This window comes from Pseudidiomarina mangrovi, assembly GCF_003999375.1.
GTDB classification, from domain to species: domain Bacteria; phylum Pseudomonadota; class Gammaproteobacteria; order Enterobacterales; family Alteromonadaceae; genus Pseudidiomarina; species Pseudidiomarina mangrovi.
Window position 1 is genome coordinate 272,689 of sequence record NZ_RJLC01000010.1, and the last position, 17,596, is coordinate 290,284.

A 17,596-nucleotide genomic window follows, 5' to 3' on the forward strand; every position below is an offset into this window, starting at 1 on the left:
CCTTATGGCAAAAGATTACAGCCGTACCGACCGGGTCGGCGAACAGTATCAACGTGAAATAGCCATGATTATTCAGCGCGAGATCAAAGATCCGCGCTTGTCTATGGCGACGGTATCTGCCATTGAAGTTTCACGTGATCTGGCCTATGCCAAAGTGTTTGTGACCTTTTTTGAGGAAGATCCAGACAAGTTGAAGATGAGCCTAAAAATTCTCAACGACGCCGCTGGATTTATCCGTTCATTGATGGGTAAGCGGGTACGCGCGCGGATCATGCCAGAGCTGCGCTTTATGCATGACCCATCGCTGAACGAAGGGATTCGTATGTCACGGTTGGTGGACGAAGCAATTCGCAACGACCAATTGAAGGACAAATCAGGAGACCAGTGATGGGGCGTCGTAAGTCAGGGCGCAACGTCAATGGTGTGATCCTGTTAGATAAACCGAAACATCTCAGCTCAAACGCCGCCCTGCAACAAGTGCGGCGTTTTTTTAATGCCAATAAAGCCGGTCATACTGGAGCGTTGGATCCGCTCGCTACGGGTTGGTTACCGCTATGTTTTGGCGAAGCAACCAAGGTCAGTCACTACTGTTTGGAAGCTGACAAACGCTATGTCGTGATGGCGCAATTGGGTGTGCGCACCACCACCTCTGATGCCGAAGGTGAAGTGGTCGCTGAAGCCGAAGTGAATGTCACCGAGGCACAGTTACAACAGGTTATTGGCCAGTTTATTGGCCCGCAACAGCAATCACCCTCTATTTATTCAGCGCTCAAACATGAAGGCAAACCGCTGTACTATTATGCTCGTTTGGGTATTGAGGTACCGCGCAAGACCCGTGACATTGTCATTCGCGCTATCGATTTGCTGAGTTTTGATGGTCAGCGTGCCGAACTGGAAGTGACCTGCTCAAAAGGTACTTATATTCGCACCCTAGTGGATGATATTGGCCAGCAATTGGGCTGTGGTGCTCATGTGGCTGAACTTCGTCGCACCTGGATTGAAGGGGTGGAAGGCCAGTTGCTGACGCTAGAGCAGGTGGCAGAAGTGGCGGCGCAGTGTAACCCAGAGCAGGGCGATTACGCTGCGCTTGATGCGCTGCTGGCAGGCAATGACGCGGTAGTGCGACAGCTGCCATCGGTGCAATTAGATAACCAAGCAGCGCAGCAGTTTATGCAAGGCATGCCGATTACTCTTGCCGACTTAGTATGGCCTGCTGAGAGCCTACTGCGGGTCTGGCGCGAGAGCGATAACGCCCTACTTGGAGTGGCGGTGTTTGATGGCCAACGGTTGCTGCCAAAACGAGTGATGAATGACGTTGCGAGCATTGCACAAACTGACTGATGTGCGTATAATGCACGCCTTATCCGTTGGTGCTGAATTAGTGATTGGCACTGACATTTTAAAAGCGTAGTACTATTTTGGAGTAAGTTATGTCACTAACAGCAGCACAGAAAGCTGAAGTTGTAAAAAACTTTGCACAAAGCGAAGGCGATACTGGTTCACCAGAAGTGCAAGTTGCACTGTTAAGCGCCAACATTGACGCTCTGCAAGGTCACTTTAAAGAGCATAAGAAAGATCACCACTCACGTCGTGGTCTGTTGCGGATGGTTAGCCAGCGTCGTAAATTGCTGGACTACCTCAAGCGTAAAGACAGCCAGCGCTATTTCACGCTGCTTGAGCGCTTAGGTTTACGCCGCTAATCAGTGTTCAAAAAAAGGGGCCAACAGGCCCCTTTTTTGTTATTTTAAGCATGAAATTTAAGCATGAAATTTAAGCATGAAATGTAAGTAAGAAATCCAAGTAAGAAAACATGAGCAAAAAAGAAGAGTGAAGGAAAATAAAACGTGAATCCAATTACTAAAAAGTTCCAATACGGTCGTCATACCGTAACCTTAGAAACTGGTGCGATGGCGCGCCAAGCGACTGCAGCTGTACTGGTGAGCATGGATGACACCACGGTATTAGTCACTGTTGTGGCTAAAAAAGAAGCCAAAGAAGGCCAAGATTTCTTCCCATTAACAGTCAACTATCAAGAGCGTACTTACGCCGTTGGTAAAATTCCAGGTGGCTTCTTCAAGCGTGAAGGCCGCCCATCAGAAAACGAAACCTTAACCTCACGCCTGATCGACCGCCCAATCCGCCCGTTGTTCCCTGAAGGGTTTAATAACGAAGTGCAGGTGATTGCCACGGTTATCTCGGTCAACCCACAAATCAATCCAGACATCGTATCGTTAATTGGTACTTCAGCAGCACTCGCCATTTCTGGCGTACCATTTGCTGGCCCAATTGGCGCGGCGCGGGTTGGTGTGGTGAATGATGAGTACGTATTAAACCCAACTACCGAAGAACTCGCCGTATCGAAGCTGGATCTAGTAGTTGCTGGTACTGCCAATGCAGTATTGATGGTTGAATCTGAAGCACAATTGCTGAGCGAAGATCACATGTTAGGCGCGGTGGTTTATGGCCACGACGCTATGCAAACCGTTATCAACGCGATCAATGAATTTGCTGCTGAATCGGCCAAGCCGAAGTGGGATTGGGTTGCACCAGCTAAAAACGAAGCGTTATTAGCGAAAATTCGTGAATTAGCTGAAGCCGGAATCGGTGAAGCTTACCGTATCACTGAGAAAGCCGCCCGTTACGAGCAAATCAGTAGCTTGAAAGCACAAGTGACTGAGCAGTTGATCGCCGCGGACGAGAGCCTAGACAAGAAAGAAATTGGCGACTTGTTCCACTCATTAGAAAGCCATGTAGTGCGTAGCCGTATTACCAATGGTGAGAAGCGTATCGACGGTCGCGACCCAGATATGGTGCGTGCCTTACATATGGCGACTGGCGTGCTGCCACGCACCCACGGTTCAGCAGTATTTACCCGTGGCGAAACGCAAGCCTTAGTAACTGCTACCTTAGGCACTGAGCGCGACGCGCAAACTATGGACGACCTGACTGGCAACAGCAGCAACCGCTTCATGTTGCATTACAACTTTCCTCCGTACTGTGTGGGCGAAACCGGTATGGTTGGCTCACCGAAGCGTCGCGAAATCGGCCACGGCCGTTTAGCTAAGCGCGGTGTACAAGCAGTGATGCCAAGCCAAGAAGAGTTCCCATATACCGTTCGGGTGGTTTCTGAAATCACTGAATCTAATGGTTCAAGCTCAATGGCCTCAGTATGTGGTGCATCATTAGCGTTGATGGATGCCGGCGTACCGTTAAAAGCTTCAGTTGCTGGTATTGCTATGGGCTTGGTCAAGGAAGGTGACAAGTTTGTGGTGTTATCTGACATCTTAGGTGATGAAGATCACTTAGGTGACATGGACTTTAAAGTTGCCGGTAGCAAAGAAGGCGTAACCGCCTTGCAAATGGATATCAAAATTGACGGTATTACCCGCGAAATTATGGAAATTGCCCTAGCGCAAGCCAAAGCCGCGCGTTTACATATCCTCAATGTGATGGACGAAGCACTGACTGGCGCACGTACTGAGTTGTCAGCTTATGCTCCGCGTTACCACACCATCAAGATCAACCCTGAGAAGATCCGTGATGTGATTGGTAAAGGCGGCGCGGTGATCCGCGAGCTGACCGAAAGCACCAACACCAACATCGAAATTAACGATGACGGTACCGTGCGTATCGCTGCAACCGACCAAGCCTCTGCTGATGCCGCAATCGCCCGTATCGAAGCGATTACTGCAGATGTCGAAGTAGGTCGTATTTACCAAGGTAAAGTGGCACGTATCGTTGATTTCGGTGCGTTTGTGACTATTCTGCCAGGTAAAGATGGCCTGGTGCATATTTCACAAATTGCTGAAGAGCGTGTTAACGATGTCAACGAATACATTAAAGTAGGCGACACCGTTGCCGTTAAAGTGCTTGAAATTGACCGCCAAGGTCGCGTTCGGTTAAGCATGAAAGACGCCAGCGATAAGCCAGCTGCAGCACCTGCTGTAGAAGCGGCTGAACCAGCACAAGACGACACTGCTGAATAATCGCATAGGTTGACCTGTGTGAATGTCGAAAAGGAGCCGAGCGGCTCCTTTTCTTTTTTTCGGCTCACTAGGGTATGATAGCGCTAGATTTCGTTGCTTTGACAAGGACACCCGCATGAACAAATGGTGGTTGAGTATTACTGTAGCGCTGCTGTTGAGTGCCTGTGCTAGTAATGGCAACGGTAATGCTGCTGATGATAGCTTGAGTGATTTAGTGGTCTCTGCACCACAACCTATGAATGTGCGCTACCAATTAGAAATCGCTAAGCTGACCGAGATCCTAACCAGTCATCATAGTGAAGAGATTGATAACCAACAACTGGCTGAATTTTGGTTTCGTCGTGCGGCACTTTACGATGCTTTAGGCCTGTCGATACTGGCGCGTTTTGATTTTAATATGGCGTTAGAATTTAATCCGGGTATGGCTGACGCGTACAATTATCTGGGTATTCACGATACCCAAAATCAGCAATTTGATTATGCTTTTGAAGCCTTTGAAGCGGCTATTGAGCTTGATCCTGAGCATCCCTATGCCTATTTGAACCGTGGCATTACCGCTTATTATGATAACCGTATGACGCTGGCGATTGATGATTTGCAACGTCATTTCAATGCCGACCCGAGCGATCCATACCGGAGTTTATGGCTATTTTTCGCTGAGCAACACAGCGATGATAAAGCTGCTCGTATTGCTTTGGCTCAACGTCGCTTGAGCCACGCGACTAGCGAATGGGGTTGGGTATTGAATGACTTGATGCTGGGTGTCGTGACCGAGCGCAGGTTTTTACAGCAGTATTTAGGTGCTAACTTGGCTGCCGATGAAACCATGGCAGAACGACTCTGCGAAGCATATTTCTATCTGGGTAAGTTGAAACAGCTAGAGGGCAACAATGAGCGTGCGCTGGTGTATTTTCAGCTGGCCCTAAGTACCAACGTGTTTACCTTTTTAGAGCATCGCTACGCAGGATTGGAAATTGAACGCAGTCAGCAAATCCTTGAGCTTAGTCGCAACCCTCAGTAGCCTGCTGTTCACTGCCAGTGCTGCGAGCAGCACCGCATGGTGGCAGATACCATCGCAATGGCCGTTAACACAGCCATTGCAGCAATTAAATGCTGACGTTCAGCAAGGCTGGGCATTGTTGCAATGCCAACACGGCAGTGCGGTGCAATTATGGTTACCGGCGCAAACCCAGCAATTATCAACATTCCTTAAGCGTTTGGCGGCGTGGCCAGAGCATCCACTGGCTGGTTTTGCGTCGTGCTTACAAGTGCGTTGGTATCATGCTAACGAGGTCCATTGTGAGCTCCGTGGTGAACGCCAGCGCTTACATTGCGAACTGCCGCTATTACCCAGTGAAACCAGTAGCACACACTTGGTCTTTGCCGAGCAGGGCATAGCCAGCGCCGCCGGTGATTATCAGATTAACCTTCCACTCCATGCCTCGATTAACTTGCTGGCACATGAGCTAGCGCACACCTTGGGCTTAGCTGATGAGTATCCGTTGACTGGCGCCATTGCACACAACTATTGTATGGGCCGTTATGATCATCCGTCACTTAATGTGGTGGTGACCACCGAAAAGCAGCTGAGCAGTGTTGAGTTAGAGGCTTTGTGGCGACGGTTACCGTGGCAATTTGCAGTGGCTGATTGGCGTGATTTAGGACAGTCGCTGGGTGATGATCAGTGGTTACTTGGCAGCGCTGCAAACAGTATCGGTTTGCATGCCATCGAGACCTGTAACTTAGTTGGCAAGTATGCATGGCGGCCTGTGGATTATTTAACCGCCATGCATTATGTCGATGTGTATTCTTGGCCGCAGCTCTATTTAGAGTTGATTGAGCGCAATAGCGGTTTGTGAAATCATCAGAACCGGACACAAAATTGCGAAAAACCAGAACAGGCTGCGCAGTTTGTCCCAATTGGCGATATAGAGTACATGATAAATCACTCGAAACGCCACAAAGGCAAGGGCAAACCAGACATTGGTTTCAGTGACTTGGTCGGTCGCGATGACCAGCAGCACCGCCGCGGCAAATAATGGAAAGGCCTCATAAGCGTTATAATGACCGGCAACGGCGCGCGCGCCAGGGCCAGTTAACCGTGCTTGTTGTTGGCGCGGATGACGATTGTCGTAGCCTTTGTCACGATTTTGGAAATACACCACAGGCGCTTTTGCCGCTATCGGCAACAGACCTGCAATTAATAAACACCAAATCAGCGTACTCATAGCACTACCTCAGGGTTATTTGACTGCAACACCAGCAGCTTGCAGGTCGGCATGATACGACGACCGCACCAGCGGGCCACTAGCAATATGGGTAAAGCCCATCTTTTCACCTTCTACCCGAAACATATCAAATTCTTCCGGCGTTACATAGCGGGTTACGGCAATATGATGACGACTCGGCGCTAAATATTGGCCGATAGTGAGCATGTCGACATTGTGTGCGCGTAAATCGCGCATGACCTCAAGGATTTCCTCGTTGGTTTCGCCTAAACCGACCATTAGGCCTGACTTAGTGCGCACGTCTGGGCGGGCTGCTTTGTAGCGTTTGAGTAAATCCAGTGACCATTGGTAACTGGCACCAGGGCGCGCTGCTTTATACATACGCGGTACGGTTTCCAAATTATGATTAAAAACATCCGGCGCTTCGGCTTGCAGGATATCTAAGGCAATCTCCATACGCCCGCGGAAGTCGGGCACCAGCACTTCTACTTGAATGCCCGGGCTCTGCGCGCGGATCTCGCGGATACAATCGGCAAAATGCTGAGCTCCACCGTCGCGTAAGTCATCACGGTCAACCGAGGTGACTACCACATACTTCACTTTCATATCGCGAATAGTGGCACCGAGTTTCACCGCTTCTTCTGGATCAACCGGCAAGGGCCGCCCATGGGCGACATCGCAGAACGGGCAGCGACGAGTACAAATAGCACCCAAAATCATGAAGGTTGCAGTGCCGTGGTTAAAACACTCGGGTAGGTTAGGGCACGATGCTTCTTCACAGACTGAGTGCAAACCGTGCTTGCGCATGGCTTGCTTGATTTCATCAATGCGTTGCGTCGACGACGGTAGCTTCACCTTTAGCCAGGATGGCTTGCGTAACATTTGTTCGCGTTCAATCGGCACGACTTTGACCGGGATCAAAGCCATTTTATCGGCGTCGCGCAGTTTCACTCCGGGTTCAACTCTGACTGGTTTAGACATAATCGTGGGCAAATCCTGTAACTGATTGAATGGCTTGATAACCAAGTTGTTTTGCAAAAATTTCAGTAACTAATGTGGCGGCTTCGGCAACAGTTTGCGGGCCCCCTAAGTCAGCACTTTGTACCATTTGCATGCCGGCATAACCGCAAGGGTTGATCCGAGCAAATGGGCTTAAATCCATCTTAACGTTGAGTGCTAAGCCATGGAACGAGCAGCCTTTACGGATACGCAAACCGAGCGAACAAAGTTTAGCGCCGTCAACATAAACGCCTGGCGCATCAGGCCGAGCAGCGGCACTGATGTCATACTGTGCCATGGTGGCAACAATACTGTCTTCGATAGCGGTCACCAAATGCCGTACACCGAGTTTACGGCGGCGAATATCGAGTAAAAAATATACCACCAGTTGACCGGGGCCATGATAGGTCACTTGACCACCGCGATCTACTTGCACCACCGGTATGTCACCTGGCAACAAAATATGCTCAGCTTTACCGGCTTGGCCTTGGGTAAAGACCGGGTCATGCTCCAGCACCCAGAGTTCATCCACGGTGCTGTCGTCGCGCTCATCGGTAAACTGCTGCATGGCTTGCCACACCGGTTGGTAGGGCTGGCGGCCGAGGTGACGAACGCGTAAATCAAAGGACATAACGAACTTCGTCAATCGCCGCTAATGCTTGATACAAGGTTTCGATATGGCTCTGACTGTGCACCTGAATTTGAATCGACACCGAGTGATAGTTACCTTTGCTGCTCGGCTTCACCTGCGGTGAGTAATCGCCCGGTGCATGCTGTTGAACCACAGCGACCACATTGTCGGGCAGGGACGGCACTGCCAAGCCCATGACCTTAAAGGTAAAGACACAAGGAAACTCGACTAATTCGTCAAAGCGGGTTTTTTGCATTAGGAAATCTCACACAACTTACGTTTGCTGGCATGATATGCCGCGACCAATTGCGCGGTGACAGGACCGCACTCTCCGTTGCCGATGATCATAGCATCAATTCGATCAATGGGCTGCACTTCGCGGCTCGAACTGGTCAAGAAAAGCTCATCAAGTTGCGCTAGATCAGCAACTGCAAAGGCTTCTTCTCGCACCTCTAAGCCTAATTCGCGCGCTAACTCAAGGGTATGGTCACGGGTAATACCGGGCAGAATCAAATGACTCTTCGGTGCGGTATAAACCACGCCATCGCGTACGGCAAAAAAGTTACATGACGCGCCTTCGGTGATATAGCCATCGCGTTGCAACAGTGGCTCAGCAAATCCGCTGTTATGGGCTTGCTGTTTGAGCATGATATTGCCCAGTAAGCTGATGCTTTTAATATCGCAGCGCAGCCAACGGATATCGTCTAACAGGGTGACAGCCAATGGTGCGGGTTGATGCCAATGCACGTTGAGCGGCGATAACGAGGCAAATAATGTAGCGGACATGGCGCTAGTTGGTATGTGTGATCGATTTGCCTCGGCGCCACGGGTAATTTGAATATAGACTAGGGCGTCGTCGAGTTGATTACGGGCTAATAACTCGGTGATCACCGCTTGCCAGTAATCAGCCCCTGGCGCAGTAATATTCAGAGCCGCTAACGAGCGTTCCATGCGCGCCAAGTGGTCGGCCATCAAAAATGGTCGACGTTGATATACCGGCACTACTTCGTAGATGCCGTCTGCAAACAAAAAGCCCCGGTCATAGACCGAGACTTTTGCTGCTGCTGCGGCGAGCCACTCGCCATTTAAAAACACTGTGCTGTGCATAGAGGCCTTACACGTCGTCACTAAATTGTTGCGCTACCCAGTCGGTAAATTGTTTCCACCAACCGCCTTCAACCACTTCTTGCAGCGTGACGAGCGGGAAGTTAGCCACATCTTCGCCATCGATTTGCAAATAGACCGTGCCTACGACAGTACCTTTGGCGATCGGTGCTTCGAGCTTTTGACTGAGCTCAAAATTGGCCTTGATGGCATTACGTTGACCTTTCGGGACGGTCAATACCACGTCATTAGCAACGCCTAGGGCGACGGTATCTTGCTCGCCGCTCCAAACCCGATGTTCAACAAAACTGTCACCAGCGCTGTAGGCTTTCACAGTTTCAAAAAAGCGAAAGCCGTAGTTAAGCAATTTCTTGCTTTCAGCAGCCCGTGTTTGCTCGCTACTGGTACCCATTACCACGGCCACCATGCGAGTATTACCTTCGGTACCTGAACTCACCAAGCTGTAACCGGCATCACTGTAATAGCCGGTTTTAATGCCGTCGACATTCATGCTGCGATCCCATAACAAGCTGTTACGGTTATATTGCTTGATACCATTGAAGGTAAATGATTGCTCGGCATACAGCGCATATTCTTCAGGCACTTCGCGAATCAATGCCTGCGCTAACAAGGCCATATCACGCGCGGTGGTGTATTGATTGGCATCTGGCAGACCATGGCTATTGACGAAATTAGTGCCGGTCATACCGAGTTGTTTTGCGTAGGTGTTCATCAAATCAGCAAAGCCATCTTCACTACCGGCAATATGTTCAGCCATGGCCACACACGCATCGTTCCCTGATGAAATGACGATACCGCGATTGAGATCGGCAACACTAACTTGCTTACCCACTTCAATAAACATTTTTGATGAATCAGGGAAGTTTTTTGCCCATGCGTTTTCACTAATGGTCACCATATCGGTGCCAGCAATACGGCCTGATTGCATCTCTTTACCAATGATATAACTGGTCATCATTTTGGTCAGACTTGCTGGCGACAGGCGTTCATCGGCATTGGCTTCACTGAGCACTTGACCCGTGGTGTAGTCAATTAAGATGTGACCGCGGGCATTGACCGTAGGCGCTGGCGGCACAATAGCGGCCTGTGCAGCACTCGCTAACAGCAGCAGAGTCACAGTGATGGTCGCAAACAATTGCTGGAAAACAGATGGCATGATAATCAATCTCGTTAGTTATGAATGAGTACAAAAACGAGCGCAGATTCTAGCATATCTGCGCCATGATAGCAGCGGTTAGGGCACTTGCAGACGAAACACGCCGCGAAAACCATCTGCTTTTAAGCGCTCTATCAGTTCAGCCGCTTGGGCTTCACCAAATGGCCCCAGTAATAGTCTGTGTAGACCGCTATTTGCTTGGGTAGTTGCAGGAACATGATAAATTTCTGCTAACCGATGCGCTTCTTGTTGCAGCCGCTGCAAATCGCTACTGGCATGAATTTGAATATAATAGCGTGGTTCTGCTGCCGCTAAGGGGGGCGTAATCAATTGGTCAGCGTCGGGGTGTAATGCCTCGATCATGACTTCGGCAGTGCCACTGCGCAGCATATCGAGTTTGTATGCCGCCACGTACGATAAATCAATGAGCCGATTGCCGTGAAAAGGGCCGCGATCATTGACCCTGACCACCACACTGCGTTGATTGGCAAGATTGGTCACGCGCACATATGTTGGTAGCGGCAGAGTTTTGTGTGCCGCACTCATGGCATACATGTCGTAGGTTTCACCATTAGAGGTAAGATGGCCATGAAACTTTTCACCGTACCATGAAGCTGTGCCAGTCGCTTTGTAGCCACGGGCATCAGGAATGATACTCCAGGTTTGCCCGAACAGTTGATAATCGCGATTACCTTGGCGACTTGGTGGTTCGGTTTTTGGCAACGGTTCCTGCAGTTCCTCGGGGCTGGGTAGGCGGCTTGGGATACTATCGTATTTTTGACTATAACGGCCGGCATTGGGCTCAGCGCTTGGGCCTAAACTGCAGCCATGAAGTAACCCGAGAAGCATCAGTATCACTGCGGACAAAAGCAACCGCTGTGCGCACATTACCCGCTGCATAAGCCTAACGACCTTGTTTTAATTGTTGACTAAATTGGTGCACTACCATGGCATAAAGCGGGCTGTGGTTGTAACGGGTGATGGCGTAAAAGTTCTGCAAACCTAACCAGTAGTCGCTGCCATCAGCCTGCTCAAAAGCGAAAACTTTTGCTTTTGCGGCCGGGTCTAGGCCATGGTCAGTAGGGAGTTGTAGCCCAGCATCAAGCAGCTGTTGCAGCGTTTGCTCTAGTTTTAGCCCGCTAGTGACTAAGCCTGCATGGTTCTCATGTGGCGCCAGTTCTAGGGTGACCGGCTGGCCAGTTTGCCAGCCATGTTTGGCAAAATAGTTAGCAACGCTGCCGATGGCATCGACGGGATTGGTGAGTAAGTCACGCACGCCGTCACCGTCAAAATCAACGGCATAGTAGCGATACGATGACGAGATAAATTGCCCATAGCCCATAGCACCGGCATAGGAGCCGTTTAACTCGGTAAGGGGTAATTGCTCTTCACGGGTCATTAAAAAGTATTCGCGTAACTCTGAGCGGAAAAACTTTGCCCGTGGCGGGTAATGAAAACCGAGCGTGTAAAGTGCGTCAAGCACTGAATAATTGCCTTTGTAAGAGCCGTAGAAAGTCTCCACACCAATGATGGCGACAATAATATGTGCTGGCACACCATAGGTTTGTTCGGCGCGTTGCAGGGTTTCTTGGTGTTGTTGCCAAAATGCTAGACCTGCCTCAAGGCGGCGCTCAGTAAGAAAAATAGGATAATACTGATGCCAGGGTTTGGCCTCCCACGGGCGCTGTATAGCTTCATAGATGGCTTGGTTGAATTTAGCTTGGGCCAAGCCTTGCTCAACCTCAGCGCGGTCAAAACCATGTTGCTCAACGAGTTCGTTGATAAAGGCATTGCGCTCAGCCGGGTCGATGGCCGGAGCCGGCGGAATATCCGTTTTGGCCTGTGCCGAAACAATCTTCGGCGCCATACTTAGCCATAGCATAACAACAACGAGTGCCGCGCAACGAAATATCATCACTATCTACCTCTCTATCAACTGTGCATGACCAAGCGTTTATTAGTGGCAATTGCCATCAATAATCCAAACCCGGCCATTAGCGTGACCATGGAGGTGCCACCGTAACTAATGAGCGGTAATGGCACCCCGACTACAGGTAGTAGACCAGAAACCATGCCAATGTTCACCAGCACGTAGATAAAAAAAGTGAGCGTAAGGCTACCGGCGAGTAATTTTTGATAAACCCGCTGCGCCCGCATAGCAATTTGCATACCGCGGACCACCACAAAACCATAGACGACAAGCAGTAAAATCACCCCAAGCAGACCGAATTCTTCGCTATATACCGAAAAGATAAAGTCGGTATGGCGCTCGGGCAAAAACTCTAGTTGCGATTGAGTGCCTTGCAGCCAGCCTTTACCTTCAATACCGCCAGAACCTATGGCGATTTTGGATTGGATGATTTGGTAGCCAGCACCGAGGGGATCTCGTTCGGGGTCGAGAAAGGTCAGCACGCGTTGACGCTGATAGTCGCGCATTAAAAATGACCATAAAATCGGCACGAATGAACCAACCAGAACGGCGAAAAAGGCAATTAAGCGCCAGCTGATACCGGCTAGAAACACCACGAAAATACCGGAGCTGGCGATCAGTAACGATGTGCCGAGATCAGGTTGATTGGCGATCATCAGAGTTGGAATCATCAGTAATAAAAACGCAGCAGCGAGGCGGCGCTTGCGCGCTGGCAGCGGCTGTTGACTAATAAACCAAGCAATCGCCATAGGTACCGCCAGTTTCATGAGCTCTGACGGTTGAATCGTGACGATCCCGAGGTTAAGCCAACGCTGCGCGCCTTTGCTACTCTCGCCAAACAACAACACCCCGAGCAGCAACACCACACCCGCACTAAAGATCGGTAAGGAGAAGCGCTGAATGGTATCCAATGGCACTTGAGCCACCGCCAGCATAACCACAAAGGCTAGGCCAATACGAATCAGTTGGCGCTCGGTCATGGCCCAATCCTGGCCACTGGCAGAAAATACCGTCACTGCACTAATGGCAGCTAATGCAAGTAGCCCACAGAGTAGCGGACCATCCAGCCGCAGGCGCTGTAACCAGCGATTGCGTTGACGTTCTTCAGAGGTTTGCATGAGCGGCCTCGAGGGCAAAGTAGTAGTCTAATATTTGGCGCGCTAGCGGTGCAGCAACACTACCACCGCCGCCGGCATTTTCAACCGCAATCATAATGATAATTTCCGGATTCACGGCTGGCGCATACCCCATATACATGGCGTTATCGCGATACTGTTCTTCAATTTCTTCAGCATTGTAGGTTTCGCCTTGAGCAATGCTGCGTACCTGTGCGGTTCCGGTTTTTCCACCCGAAGTGAAACTGGCACCATTGAAAGCGCGGTGTGCGGTACCTTTGATCGAGCTAACAACCCGATTCATAGCGCGTATGGCAACGTCCCAGTTGGCTTGATTTTTAATCACCACCGGTGGCTTTTGTTCAACCACTGCTGGGAGCTCAACATGGCCATCACTGATACTGCGCAATAGTCGTGGTACCGGGCGCACGCCGCGGTTTATCAAGGTTGCCGTGGCTACCGCAAGTTGTATTGGGGTGCTGGTCCAATAGCTTTGACCGATGCCAATCGACACCGTTTCGCCGGCATACCATGGTTGGTTAAAGCGTGCCCGTTTCCAGCCTCGAGTCGGCATCACTGCTGCTGCCTCTTCATGAATATCGATGCCGGTAAGTTCACCAAAGCCATACTGCATCATATGCTCAGAAATGGTATCAATACCCATTTGTAAGGCGATGTCGTAGTAAAAGGTATCGCAACTTTCAACAATGGCGGTATCAACATCGACCCAGCCATGACCCCAGGATAACCAGTCACGGTAGCGATGATCGACTCCCTTGATCTCGAACCAACCTGGGTCCCAGATTTTGCTTTGTGGGGTGATGATGCCTTGTTCGAGCGCCAATACCGCTAAGTGTGGCTTGATGGTTGAGGCTGGTGGATAGCCACCCTGGGTAGAGCGGTTGAGCAGCGGTGAGTGACGCGAGTTGAGTAAGCTGCGATATTGTTCGTTAGAGATGCCTTGGACGAACCAGTTCGGGTCAAAACTGGGTTTACTGACCATGGCTCGAATTGCCCCATCACGGGGATCCATGAGAATGATTGAGCCGCGCATATCACCGAGTAAATCATAGACATATTGCTGCAGTTCGAGATCGAGCTCGAGGATTAAATCTTGGCCTGGAATGGGTGGTTGCACGGATAGTGTACGAACCGCACGACCGCGAATATCTACTTCAATTTGTTGTGAACCGACATTACCGTGCAGTTGCTCTTCGTAAAATCGCTCAATGCCGAGTTTGCCAATGGTGCGGGTAGCGGCATAGTTAGCATCTTGCTGATTAGCACGTAAACGCTGCACATCGTTACGATTGATTTTTGCTACATAACCCAGTGCGTGAGTGAGTGCCTCACCATGCGGGTAATGGCGAATTAACCGCGCCTCAATACTAACGCCAGGGAATTCATGCTGGCGCACCGCAAAGCGAGCTGCTTGCTGCTCGGTCAAACGTTCCAGCACACTGACTTGATCGAAACGCCGCTCGCGCCGTCGATTTTCTTCAAATTGTGCTAATTGCTGCTCGGTGAGCTCAAGTAACTCGGTGAGGCGTCGCAGGGTATCGGCGAGGTCGGGAACGCGCTCCGGAATGATTTCTAAGCTCAGTACCGGGCGATTTTCAGCCAGTATTCGCCCGCGCCGATCATAAATAAGCCCACGATTTGGAGCTAACGGTACCACCTTGATACGGTTGTCGTTAGAACGTGTTTGATATTGCTCATGCTGCAGCACTTGTAGGTGATACATATTGAACAGCAGCCCGGCAAACACCGCGATCACCACCACCAAGGCAACAATACTGCGGCTGGCAAATAACGCAGCTTCAGCTTGATGGTCACGAATGGGGGCGCGGCGTTTTATCATGCGGACTGCTACTCGCGATGGTAGGGGTGGTTAGCGTTAACACTCCAAGCCCGATAGAGGCTCTCAGCCAGTAATACGCGCACCATCGGGTGCGGCAAGGTGAGCGCTGATAACGACCAGCGTTCATCAGCGGCGGCGATACATTCAGGCGCTAAGCCCTCTGGTCCACCAACTAATAAGCTAATATCACGGCCATCCATTTGCCACTGTGCTAGGCGAGCTGCTAGCTGCGGCGTCGACCACGGTTTACCGGTGACTTCCAGGGTGACAATACGATCGCCTTTGCCGACAGCAGCCAGCATGGCTTCGCCTTCGGCTTTCAAGATGCGCGCAATATCGGCATTTTTTCCACGCTTACCAGCGGCAATTTCGATCAGCTGCAGCTGGCAATCGATAGGGAATCGTTTGGCGTAGGTGTGATAACCCGTACTGACCCAGTCAGGCATTTTTTGTCCGACTGCGATCAGCTGTATACGCATTACTTGCGGCTCCAGAGCTTCTCGAGTTCGTAGAAGTCACGGATAGGTTCTTGCATGACGTGAACCACCACGTCACCTAAGTCAACTAACACCCATTCGGAGTGCTCGTGGCCTTCAACACCTAACGGCAGAACGCCATGGTGTTTAGCCTGGGTGGCAACATGATTGGCAATACTTTTGACATGTGTACGAGAGTTTCCTGAACACACGATCATATAGGTTGCTACATCGGTATGCTCGGTCACGTCCATGACGCGAATATCACGACCTTTTAATTCTTCAATTTTTTCTACCACAAACTGGCGTAATTGTTCCGCTTGCAAAAGACTCACTCTCTCTCATTAACTAAGGCACTAATATAGGGCACAAAAATAGGTCGACTAGTTTACCACGGAGTTGGCGGAAATAGCAGCGTCTAGCGATACAGTTGTTGTTGTTCAATATAATTGGCGACGGTTTTCGGGAGCAGGTGTTGCCAAGGTTGCTGGGTGCTAATCGCGGCACGAATTTCGGTGGCCGATATGGCAACGTCTGTGCTGGCGATAAAACCGATTAAACCGTGCGTCTGTTGACGCAGCTGTAACAAGGACTGTGCACCTCGTTGCTGGACCAGGTTTTGCAGTGCTGGAGACCAGGGGACTTTGGCTTGCGGGCGCTGCAACACTAACAGATGCGCATGATGCAAAAGCTGTTGCCAGTTATACCAGCTATCGAGTTTGGCAAAAGCATCGTCACCCAGCACAAATACTAACGTGTCATGCGGCCAACGCTCAGCAAGTTGCGCTAGGGTGATGGCAGTATAAGACGGGCGTTGTTGCTTGAGTTCCCAATCATCCGCACAGCAGGGCGCTGGTGCTAGTGCGGCGGCGGCTAATTGCGCCATGGTAAAACGCTGCTCTGCGCTGGCGCCAAGGCCATTGCGGTGAGGTGGTTGAGCGCTCGGTAGCAGCACCATCTGATCAGCCTGCAGGAGCTCAAAGGCCTGCAATAATGGTTTTAAGTGGCCCCAATGTATCGGGTCGAAACTACCGCCTAGTAAGAGTCGTAGCATAATTGTGCATGCAAATGGGCGACACTGGGCTGACAATAGAGACAGACCAAATGGGTCACTAAGGTGCGCAGCTGTTCTCCGCTATCACGCTTGAAAGCAAGTTCAATGCGGCGCAACAAGTCGGCCGCTTGCGCCAGTTGATTGCCCCCTTGCATGCGTGCCAAAAACTGCTGATAGGCTTGTTCTTGCTGGCGCCAGATCTGTAACTGCGGATACACCCGGGATAGTGATTCACCGCTTTGCATAGCGCTCTCTAAGCGGCACAATTTTTGCCACTCACGTTGCAACATCCAGTTTAAGATGGCAATTTCGGCGTCGTCTTCAAACAATCGTTGCAACCGATGGAGCGCTTGCTCGGTCTGTCCTGCTACTAGGGCTTCTTGCAGGGCAAACACAGAAAATCGACTTTGGTCGGCGCTAGCCACACGAATAGCTTGCTGATCAAGTGGTTGGGGTAAGTCCATCAGCGCCAATTTCTGTAATTCTTGGTCGAGCGCGAGCAAATTACCTTCATACCAATCGGCCATCAATTGCAGTGCTACGTTATCGAGTTGCAGCTGATAACGTTGCGCGCGCTCGGCAATAAAACGGGGTAACTGGCGTCGCTCAGGGCTATTGGCTTCCACTATTGGAGCGTTGGCTTGTAACTGTAAAAACCATTTTGCTTTGAGTTGCTCGCCTTTCAGTTTTGGACCAATAATCACCAAGGTTTGGTCAGCAACCGGCTGCTCGGCATAACTGCGCAGGGCATCGCCGCCTTCACGACCCGGTTTACCCTCTGGCAGTTCGAGTTCGAGTAAGCGGTGTGATGAGAATAAACTCAGATTATTGCTGGGTTGCGATAGCATGCGCCAATCGAATTGGGCATCTTGCCGGTGGTATTCACGTTCATCGACACCTTGTTGTTTGGCAAATTGGCGAAGCATTTGCAAACTATCGTCGAGCAGTAGTGGGGTATCGCCAAAAATGCACAACAATGGTGGCAAGCCATGCTGCTGCAGGTATTGAGGAAGCTGCGCGGCAGATAACTGCATG

20 protein-coding genes are annotated in these 17,596 nt (G+C 50.6%); 6 read left to right on the forward strand and 14 right to left on the reverse strand.

Features of this window, described 5'->3' with window-relative positions; translation table 11 throughout:
- Positions 1 to 4 precede the first annotated feature (4 nt).
- The 6 genes from rbfA (at position 5) to EFO84_RS04430 (ending at position 5,845) form a co-directional block, all read left to right on the forward strand.
- Positions 5 to 388 carry a 30S ribosome-binding factor RbfA gene (gene rbfA, locus EFO84_RS04405; RefSeq protein WP_127346852.1) on the forward strand — a complete coding sequence of 128 codons (384 nt, stop codon included), beginning with the start codon at positions 5 to 7 and terminating at the stop codon, positions 386 to 388.
- Positions 388 to 1,341, forward strand: coding sequence for a tRNA pseudouridine(55) synthase TruB (gene truB / locus EFO84_RS04410; protein ID WP_127346853.1), 954 nt, complete (start codon positions 388 to 390; stop codon positions 1,339 to 1,341). Before rbfA ends, truB begins: the two co-directional genes overlap by 1 nt.
- Before the next feature lie 89 nt (positions 1,342 to 1,430).
- Positions 1,431 to 1,700 carry a 30S ribosomal protein S15 gene (rpsO, locus tag EFO84_RS04415; protein ID WP_127346854.1) on the forward strand — a complete coding sequence of 90 codons (270 nt, stop codon included), beginning with the start codon at positions 1,431 to 1,433 and terminating at the stop codon, positions 1,698 to 1,700.
- 144 nt (positions 1,701 to 1,844) lie between these two features.
- Positions 1,845 to 3,986, forward strand: a complete 2,142-nt coding sequence (gene pnp, locus EFO84_RS04420) for a polyribonucleotide nucleotidyltransferase (protein WP_127346855.1) — start codon at positions 1,845 to 1,847, stop codon at positions 3,984 to 3,986.
- A gap of 115 nt (positions 3,987 to 4,101) precedes the next feature.
- Positions 4,102 to 5,007 carry a lipoprotein NlpI gene (gene nlpI, locus EFO84_RS04425; protein WP_127346856.1) on the forward strand — a complete coding sequence of 302 codons (906 nt, stop codon included), beginning with the start codon at positions 4,102 to 4,104 and terminating at the stop codon, positions 5,005 to 5,007.
- Positions 4,961 to 5,845 (forward strand): hypothetical protein, encoded by an 885-nt coding sequence (locus EFO84_RS04430; RefSeq protein WP_127346857.1) that lies wholly within the window; start codon positions 4,961 to 4,963, stop codon positions 5,843 to 5,845. The genes nlpI and EFO84_RS04430 overlap by 47 nt, the downstream gene beginning before the upstream one ends.
- Here the strand turns inward: EFO84_RS04430 and EFO84_RS04435 are convergent.
- From EFO84_RS04435 to holA, 14 genes are all read right to left on the reverse strand, one after another.
- The gene (locus tag EFO84_RS04435) at positions 5,813 to 6,214 is read right to left on the reverse strand and encodes an MAPEG family protein (RefSeq protein WP_127346858.1); all 402 of its coding nucleotides are present in this window, start codon (positions 6,212 to 6,214) and stop codon (positions 5,813 to 5,815) included. The two genes, EFO84_RS04430 and EFO84_RS04435, sit on opposite strands and share 33 nt — an antisense overlap.
- Before the next feature lie 15 nt (positions 6,215 to 6,229).
- Positions 6,230 to 7,195: a lipoyl synthase gene (gene lipA / locus EFO84_RS04440; protein WP_127346859.1), complete on the reverse strand. Its 966-nt coding sequence runs from the start codon at positions 7,193 to 7,195 to the stop codon at positions 6,230 to 6,232.
- Complete coding sequence (gene lipB, locus EFO84_RS04445; protein WP_127346860.1) at positions 7,188 to 7,844, reverse strand: lipoyl(octanoyl) transferase LipB; 657 nt, start codon at positions 7,842 to 7,844, stop codon at positions 7,188 to 7,190. The genes lipA and lipB overlap by 8 nt, the downstream gene beginning before the upstream one ends.
- Positions 7,834 to 8,100, reverse strand: a complete 267-nt coding sequence (gene ybeD, locus EFO84_RS04450; protein ID WP_127346861.1) for a DUF493 family protein YbeD — start codon at positions 8,098 to 8,100, stop codon at positions 7,834 to 7,836. Before ybeD ends, lipB begins: the two co-directional genes overlap by 11 nt.
- Positions 8,100 to 8,951, reverse strand: a complete 852-nt coding sequence (locus EFO84_RS04455; RefSeq protein WP_127346862.1) for a D-amino acid aminotransferase — start codon at positions 8,949 to 8,951, stop codon at positions 8,100 to 8,102. Before EFO84_RS04455 ends, ybeD begins: the two co-directional genes overlap by 1 nt.
- A gap of 7 nt (positions 8,952 to 8,958) precedes the next feature.
- Positions 8,959 to 10,125, reverse strand: coding sequence for a D-alanyl-D-alanine carboxypeptidase family protein (locus tag EFO84_RS04460; RefSeq protein WP_127346863.1), 1,167 nt, complete (start codon positions 10,123 to 10,125; stop codon positions 8,959 to 8,961).
- Positions 10,126 to 10,203: 78 nt separating this feature from the next.
- Complete coding sequence (locus tag EFO84_RS04465) at positions 10,204 to 10,974, reverse strand: septal ring lytic transglycosylase RlpA family protein (protein WP_127346864.1); 771 nt, start codon at positions 10,972 to 10,974, stop codon at positions 10,204 to 10,206.
- Positions 10,975 to 11,029: 55 nt separating this feature from the next.
- Positions 11,030 to 11,992: a lytic murein transglycosylase B gene (gene mltB / locus EFO84_RS04470; protein WP_127346865.1), complete on the reverse strand. Its 963-nt coding sequence runs from the start codon at positions 11,990 to 11,992 to the stop codon at positions 11,030 to 11,032.
- 65 nt (positions 11,993 to 12,057) lie between these two features.
- On the reverse strand, positions 12,058 to 13,173 hold the full coding sequence (rodA, locus tag EFO84_RS04475) for a rod shape-determining protein RodA (RefSeq protein ID WP_127346866.1): 1,116 nt from the start codon (positions 13,171 to 13,173) through the stop codon (positions 12,058 to 12,060).
- Complete coding sequence (mrdA, locus tag EFO84_RS04480) at positions 13,160 to 15,031, reverse strand: penicillin-binding protein 2 (protein ID WP_205701939.1); 1,872 nt, start codon at positions 15,029 to 15,031, stop codon at positions 13,160 to 13,162. The genes rodA and mrdA overlap by 14 nt, the downstream gene beginning before the upstream one ends.
- 8 nt (positions 15,032 to 15,039) lie before the next feature.
- Complete coding sequence (rlmH, locus tag EFO84_RS04485; protein ID WP_127346867.1) at positions 15,040 to 15,510, reverse strand: 23S rRNA (pseudouridine(1915)-N(3))-methyltransferase RlmH; 471 nt, start codon at positions 15,508 to 15,510, stop codon at positions 15,040 to 15,042.
- The gene (gene rsfS, locus EFO84_RS04490; RefSeq protein WP_127347002.1) at positions 15,510 to 15,833 is read right to left on the reverse strand and encodes a ribosome silencing factor; all 324 of its coding nucleotides are present in this window, start codon (positions 15,831 to 15,833) and stop codon (positions 15,510 to 15,512) included. Before rsfS ends, rlmH begins: the two co-directional genes overlap by 1 nt.
- Before the next feature lie 92 nt (positions 15,834 to 15,925).
- A complete protein-coding gene (nadD, locus tag EFO84_RS04495; protein WP_127346868.1) occupies positions 15,926 to 16,561 on the reverse strand; it encodes a nicotinate-nucleotide adenylyltransferase in 636 nt (211 codons plus the stop codon).
- Complete coding sequence (gene holA, locus EFO84_RS04500) at positions 16,543 to 17,595, reverse strand: DNA polymerase III subunit delta (RefSeq protein ID WP_127346869.1); 1,053 nt, start codon at positions 17,593 to 17,595, stop codon at positions 16,543 to 16,545. The genes nadD and holA overlap by 19 nt, the downstream gene beginning before the upstream one ends.
- Position 17,596: the final 1 nt, after the last annotated feature.

What these genes read in the sequence shown, in the direction of transcription:
- rbfA (WP_127346852.1), top strand. Translation starts at nt 5, where the DNA reads ATGGCAAAAGATTACAGCCGTACCGACCGGGTCGGCGAACAGTATCAA.
- truB (WP_127346853.1), top strand. Translation starts at nt 388, where the DNA reads ATGGGGCGTCGTAAGTCAGGGCGCAACGTCAATGGTGTGATCCTGTTA.
- rpsO (WP_127346854.1), top strand. Translation starts at nt 1,431, where the DNA reads ATGTCACTAACAGCAGCACAGAAAGCTGAAGTTGTAAAAAACTTTGCA.
- nlpI (WP_127346856.1), top strand. Translation starts at nt 4,102, where the DNA reads ATGAACAAATGGTGGTTGAGTATTACTGTAGCGCTGCTGTTGAGTGCC.
- EFO84_RS04435 (WP_127346858.1), bottom strand. Translation starts at nt 6,214, where the DNA reads ATGAGTACGCTGATTTGGTGTTTATTAATTGCAGGTCTGTTGCCGATA.
- lipA (WP_127346859.1), bottom strand. Translation starts at nt 7,195, where the DNA reads ATGTCTAAACCAGTCAGAGTTGAACCCGGAGTGAAACTGCGCGACGCC.
- lipB (WP_127346860.1), bottom strand. Translation starts at nt 7,844, where the DNA reads ATGTCCTTTGATTTACGCGTTCGTCACCTCGGCCGCCAGCCCTACCAA.
- ybeD (WP_127346861.1), bottom strand. Translation starts at nt 8,100, where the DNA reads ATGCAAAAAACCCGCTTTGACGAATTAGTCGAGTTTCCTTGTGTCTTT.
- EFO84_RS04455 (WP_127346862.1), bottom strand. Translation starts at nt 8,951, where the DNA reads ATGCACAGCACAGTGTTTTTAAATGGCGAGTGGCTCGCCGCAGCAGCA.
- EFO84_RS04460 (WP_127346863.1), bottom strand. Translation starts at nt 10,125, where the DNA reads ATGCCATCTGTTTTCCAGCAATTGTTTGCGACCATCACTGTGACTCTG.
- EFO84_RS04465 (WP_127346864.1), bottom strand. Translation starts at nt 10,974, where the DNA reads ATGCTTCTCGGGTTACTTCATGGCTGCAGTTTAGGCCCAAGCGCTGAG.
- mltB (WP_127346865.1), bottom strand. Translation starts at nt 11,992, where the DNA reads ATGGCGCCGAAGATTGTTTCGGCACAGGCCAAAACGGATATTCCGCCG.
- rodA (WP_127346866.1), bottom strand. Translation starts at nt 13,173, where the DNA reads ATGCAAACCTCTGAAGAACGTCAACGCAATCGCTGGTTACAGCGCCTG.
- mrdA (WP_205701939.1), bottom strand. Translation starts at nt 15,031, where the DNA reads ATGATAAAACGCCGCGCCCCCATTCGTGACCATCAAGCTGAAGCTGCG.
- rlmH (WP_127346867.1), bottom strand. Translation starts at nt 15,510, where the DNA reads ATGCGTATACAGCTGATCGCAGTCGGACAAAAAATGCCTGACTGGGTC.
- nadD (WP_127346868.1), bottom strand. Translation starts at nt 16,561, where the DNA reads ATGCTACGACTCTTACTAGGCGGTAGTTTCGACCCGATACATTGGGGC.
- holA (WP_127346869.1), bottom strand. Translation starts at nt 17,595, where the DNA reads ATGCAGTTATCTGCCGCGCAGCTTCCTCAATACCTGCAGCAGCATGGC.